General features: G+C 74.2%; 5 protein-coding genes and 1 pseudogene. 4 read left to right on the top strand and 2 right to left on the bottom strand.

What is annotated here, in order from left to right; genetic code table 11:
• The 3 genes and pseudogenes from ABZ281_RS37955 to ABZ281_RS37965 form a co-directional block, all read left to right on the top strand.
• A partial coding sequence (locus tag ABZ281_RS37955; protein ID WP_356662580.1) for a carboxyl transferase domain-containing protein occupies positions 1-905 on the top strand: 905 nt, incomplete at its 5' end.
• Positions 906-983: 78 nt separating this feature from the next.
• A pseudogene (locus ABZ281_RS37960) lies at positions 984-1,222 on the top strand (CU044_2847 family protein); the annotation flags it as partial.
• Between the two features lie 556 nt (positions 1,223-1,778).
• On the top strand, positions 1,779-2,816 hold the full coding sequence (locus tag ABZ281_RS37965) for a rod shape-determining protein (protein ID WP_356662581.1): 1,038 nt from the start codon (positions 1,779-1,781) through the stop codon (positions 2,814-2,816).
• A gap of 14 nt (positions 2,817-2,830) precedes the next feature.
• Here ABZ281_RS37965 and ABZ281_RS37970 read toward each other — a convergent pair whose 3' ends face one another.
• Positions 2,831-3,784, bottom strand: a complete 954-nt coding sequence (locus tag ABZ281_RS37970) for an anti-sigma factor RsbA family regulatory protein (protein WP_356662582.1) — start codon at positions 3,782-3,784, stop codon at positions 2,831-2,833.
• Entirely contained in the window at positions 3,781-4,137 is a 357-nt protein-coding gene (locus ABZ281_RS37975; protein WP_356662583.1) for an STAS domain-containing protein, read from the bottom strand. The genes ABZ281_RS37970 and ABZ281_RS37975 overlap by 4 nt, the downstream gene beginning before the upstream one ends.
• A 185-nt stretch (positions 4,138-4,322) precedes the next feature.
• Here ABZ281_RS37975 and ABZ281_RS37980 point away from each other — a divergent pair.
• Positions 4,323-4,881, top strand: a 559-nt coding sequence (locus tag ABZ281_RS37980) for an STAS domain-containing protein (protein WP_356662584.1), incomplete at its 3' end; no start/stop codon positions are given.

Here is a 4,881-nt window from a genome sequence, read left to right on the forward strand (position 1 = left end):
CGGTCCTGCGCGATCCGACGACCGGGGGCGGCTGGGCCACCCTGGGCGCGGGCGCCGACGTGGTGCTCGCGCTGCCCGGCGCCCAGGTCGGCTTCGCCGGGTCCCGGGTGCGGCCGGCGGACGCGGACCCGGCGGCGTACACGGCGGAGGCGCAGGTCGCGGCCGGGGCGGCGGACGCGGTCGTACGGCCGGAGGAGCTGCGCGAGACGCTCGGGCGCTGGCTTCGGCTGCTGACGTGCCCGTCCGCCACGCCCGCCCCGCCGCCCGAACCGCTCGGCGAGTCCGCGGTGCTGCCCGTCACCGGCTGGGACGCCGTCCGCCGGGCCAGGTCCCCGCAACGGCCACGCGCCGGGGCCTACTTGGACGCGTACTTCACCGAAAGGACGGCCATCAGCGGCGACCGGTGCGGCGGCACCGACCCGGACGGCATGCTGTGCGGCTTCGGCACGCACGAGGGCCGTACGGTCGCGTATGCCGCGCAGACCGGGACCGCGACCCGCCCCGCCGGCTACCGCGCTGCCGCCCGGCTGATCCGCCTCGCGGACCGACTCGGCGTCCCGGTGCTGACCCTCGTGGACACCCCGGGCGCGGCCAACGACGCGGAGGCGGAGCGGCAGGGCGCGGGCGCGGCGATCGCCGACCTGTTCGGCGCGGTCGCGAGCGCCCGCACCCCGGTGACCACACTGGTGATCGGCGAGGGAGGCTCGGGCGGCGCACTGGCCCTGGCCGCCCCCGGCAACACGTGGGCCACACCCGACAGCTACTTCTCGGTGATCGCGCCGGAACTGGCGGCGGTCATCCTCAAACGGCCCCCGCGCGAGGTCGAGTCGACGGCGGACCAGCTCCGCATCCGGCCGCAGGACCTGGTGGAGCTGGGGGTGATCCGGGGAACGGTCGGTGGATGAGTTCGGTGAATGCCCGATGCCTCATCAAGTACCTTCCGTCACCATGACTGCCCAGCGCAATCGGACGACGGGGGCGTCGTGGACGGGTTGGTCGAGTTCAAGACCGGTGACGGTGCCGTGGTCGCGGTCGAGGCGGTGGAGGAGCGGTCCGGCTCCCGCCTGGTCTCCCGCGGCGACGGCGCGGTCCGGGCGACCCACACCGTCGAGGGCGCCCTGGACGGAGTGCGGGCGGCGGCCGAGTCCGCGCTGCGCGTCTTCCGGGACGGTTCGCCGAGGCCAACGGCGTGGAGATCGAGTTCGGCGTGAAATTGGCCGCCGCCCAGGTGATCGTCTCCCCGGCCGTCTACGAGCAGTTCGCCGCCGGCTCGGCCGCCCAGGGCCCCCAGCGCTTCCAGCCCGGTACCCCGCTGTCTGCGGCCCTACGGCGCCCTGCGCCTGGCCGGCGTCCACGGACGCACCGAGGGCCTCGCCCTGCTCACCCCGCCACCCGGACTGCATGCTGCGCGCCTTCGACGCCTGGACGGGCCGGCCGCGACGGGCCTGGTGATCGGTTCCACGGTCGCCGAGCTGGCCACCGCCCAGCGGGCTGCGCTTGGTCGGCCTCGCCCGGAACACCACGCCCGACCGGCAGCTGCGCGAGGCCGGCCGCGAGACCACCGTGACCTCCCTCGCGCCCCCGCTGGAGGCCGCGCAGTCCCTGTGGCCGAACGGCGAACCCCCCGTTCGGCGGCACCCCGCCCGGCCCCCCACGAAAGGCGGCCCGGCCCCCTCCCGCGCACGATGCGAAGGAGGCCCGCCGTCCCGGCGGACCCACGTCTGCGAGGCCCGCCACCTGGCGGCCCCCCACGGTCTCTGCTCTCGGGAGGACCTGCCATGACCGCCAGTCTGGAGCAGTTGCGCCGCTGCCACTTCGCCGTCGATCTGGGGGCGGCCCGCACACGCGTCTACGTCAAGGGCGCCGGGCTCGTCGTCAACCAGCCGTCCGCCGCCGCCGTGAACACCCGTACCGGCGCGCTGATCGCGGTCGGGGAGCTCGCGGAGAAGATGACCGGCCGTACCCCGGACTACATCCGGGTGGTACGGCCGGTCTCCGGCGGCACCGTCGTGGACATCGAGATGGCGCAGCGCATGCTGCGGCACCTGCTCGGCGACAAGATGCGCCGCGGCCTGCGCCGCAAGCCGATCCTGCGGGCCGCCGCCTGCACCCCGCACGACGCCGACCCGCTGGCCCAGCGCGCCGCGATCGAGACGCTCGTCGGCCTGGGCGCGCGCCGCGTGGAACTGGTCGACACGCTCATCGCCGCCGCCGTCGGCTGCGGGCTGCCCGTGGAGCATCCCGAGGCGACCATGATCATGGTGTGCGGGGCGGCGGCCACCCAGGTGGCCGTGCTGTCGCTCGGCTCGATCGTCACCGCCGAGCGCATCCCGGTGGGCGGGGAGGCCGTCGACCACGCGATCGTGCAGCACCTGCGCCACGAGCACGAGCTGATGCTGCCGAGCCAGTCGGTACGGCCATTGCAGCTGGCCCTGTCCGGCAACGGCCTCACCGCGCAGGGCCCGGCCTCCACGGAGATCCACGGCCGGGACGTCGCCACCGGCCTGGCCCGCTCCGTCCAGGTCGACACCGCCGCCGTGCGGGACGCCATCCAGGCGCCGCTCACCGCGATCCTGGACGGCATCGGCAAGGTGCTGCGGTCCTGCCCGCCCGATCTGGTCGCCGACCTCGCCGACCGGGGGATCATGATGGTCGGCGGCAGCGCCCTGCTGCCGGGCCTGGACCAGATGCTGCGGCAGGCGACGGGCATGCCGGTGCACATCGCCGAGCGCCCGGACGTGTGTGCCGTGGAGGGGCTCGGCGCGATGCTGGAGGGCAGGATCGCGCCCCTGGCGCTGGACCCGCTGAGCACCTGAGCGTCAGGCGCCGGTCAGCGGGCGAACCAGCAGCGCACGGTCGTACCGCTGTCGCTCCGGTGCACCCGCACCAGGTCGGCGATCAGATTGACCAGCAGGACCCCGCGCCCGCCGCGCTGGTCGCGGGGCACGGGCCGGCGTCCGGCCAGGATGTCCGCGAAGTGTCCCTCGTCACGGACCTCGCACACCACGTACCCGTCCTCGGCCCACACCCGCAGCACGCCCGAACCGCCGCCGTGCACCACGCTGTTGGTGGTGAGTTCGGCCGTGGCGAGGGCCAGGTCGTCCAGTTTCACGCCGGAGAGACCGAGCCGGGCGCCTTCCCCGACGGCCACATGCCGGGCGTGGGAGAGCGAGTCGGAGACGAAGGAGAGCGTCAGCGCGTCCTGCACGGGCGCCAGCGGCTCGTTGTAGCGGCTGACGACATCCCCGGGGGCGTACGCGTCGTTGTCCCGCGCCGTGCGGGTGCCGGAGTGGATGACGGTGGGGTGGGTGGCGTACGCGTCGGCGACCATGTGCTCGGGCAGCCGCGCCACATCGTACGGGCACATGATCGTCACGGTACGGCCCTGGAATGCGGCGTTGATGAGCGCCTCGTGCTGGGCGCAGGCCGGGTACTCGGTGTCGGAGCGGCCCGCCCAGACGGGCTCGCCGATGATCCGCACCCGGCGGCCGGCGGGCTGGGCGTCGGCGAAGGCGCGCAGCACGCCGGGGATGATCCGCCCGGGGTTGCGTCCGGCCTCACGCATGTCCAGCAGCCGCACGGCCCCGGCGGCGTCCCCCAGCGCGTCCCTGATCAGGGCGAGGTTCTTGCCGGGCACGGCGACGGCGACCGGCTCGCCGGCGTCCAGGCCGTCGTGCACGAACGGCAGGGTGCCGTCGAGGTACTCCTGCTCGTCCCGGTAGAAGAGCGCGGGGTGGGCGAAGGGGTCGAGGGACCCGAAGGGCTCGATGGCGACAACGGTCATGACGTCGACACCTCGATTCCCCTCTGGCCCGGCCACAGCAGGTCCAGCGTGCGCCGCAGGGCGGGCGGCGGCCTGCGCACCACGAACCGCCGGCCGTCCCGGAGCTGCCCCGCGGCGGCCGCGAGCGCGCCGGCGCCCGCGACGTCGACGAACGTCACGCCGGACAACTCCAGGCAGTACACGTCATCGTCCTCGCGAACAGCCTGTTCCAGTACGCCTTCCCAGATCGCGCGGGTCGTCAGACCGACCTCACCGGCCGCCCGGACGCCCTGCTGCCCGGCCAGCGGGAACACCGCGAGGCCCGGCACCGGGCCTCGTGGGCCGGTCTCCGACAGCTGTTGACGAGTGTTCAAGGCCCTCTCCCGATGCTTCCGGACCACAGCGCTCGTACCCGTACGACAAAGGCTCATTCCCTCAAAGGGTGTGTAGTACGCCGAACGGCGGGCAGGCGCACCTCACATCGACGTCCACGGGGGCGAGTGACGTCGTGCAGTCCGGCGAGACGAACACGACCGACGAGGACCGACAAGGCGGTGACATGACCTCAGCGGCATCACCACATCTCCCAGGAGGGCTGGACACCCTGGTCATCTGTGGCCGCGTCGACGCGGCCGGTGCCGAGCTCACCCCGCGGGGTGAGCTCGTCCACGGCTGCGCGGACATCCTGGCCCGGACCCTGGCGGGCCTGCCGGTCACCGTCACCCGGGTCGACCTGGACATGGCGGGCGTGCACTTCATGGACACGGCCGGTCTGCAGTTCCTGGACGTGCTGGCCGACCACGGCCGGCGGCGGTCGCTGACGGTGACGGCGACGAACTGGAACGGCCAGCCGCGCCGGATCCTGGAGCTGGCGGGCTTGGACACGACCGACCCGCTGACCGGTCTGGCCGTCACGGACCCGGTTCCCGCCGGGCCGCCGACCGCCCCCGCCTCCTCGGCGGTCGCCCTGGAACGCGCGGAGTGCCTGCACGTGCTGCAGGAGGAGGTCGAGCAGCTCCGCCAGCCCGCAGCGGGCCTGTACGCGCAGGGTGGAGTCCATACTGGGATCTCCCTCTCGTCTCGTACGGGATGGGGAACCCGGGGCGGCCGACTGGTTT

Source organism: Streptomyces sp. NPDC006265 (assembly GCF_040613555.1).
Classification (GTDB): Bacteria; Actinomycetota; Actinomycetes; order Streptomycetales; family Streptomycetaceae; genus Streptomyces.

Excerpts from the sequence above, each read along its gene's own strand:
- ABZ281_RS37965 (WP_356662581.1), top strand. The coding sequence starts at position 1,779 with ATGACCGCCAGTCTGGAGCAGTTGCGCCGCTGCCACTTCGCCGTCGAT.
- ABZ281_RS37970 (WP_356662582.1), bottom strand. The coding sequence starts at position 3,784 with ATGACCGTTGTCGCCATCGAGCCCTTCGGGTCCCTCGACCCCTTCGCC.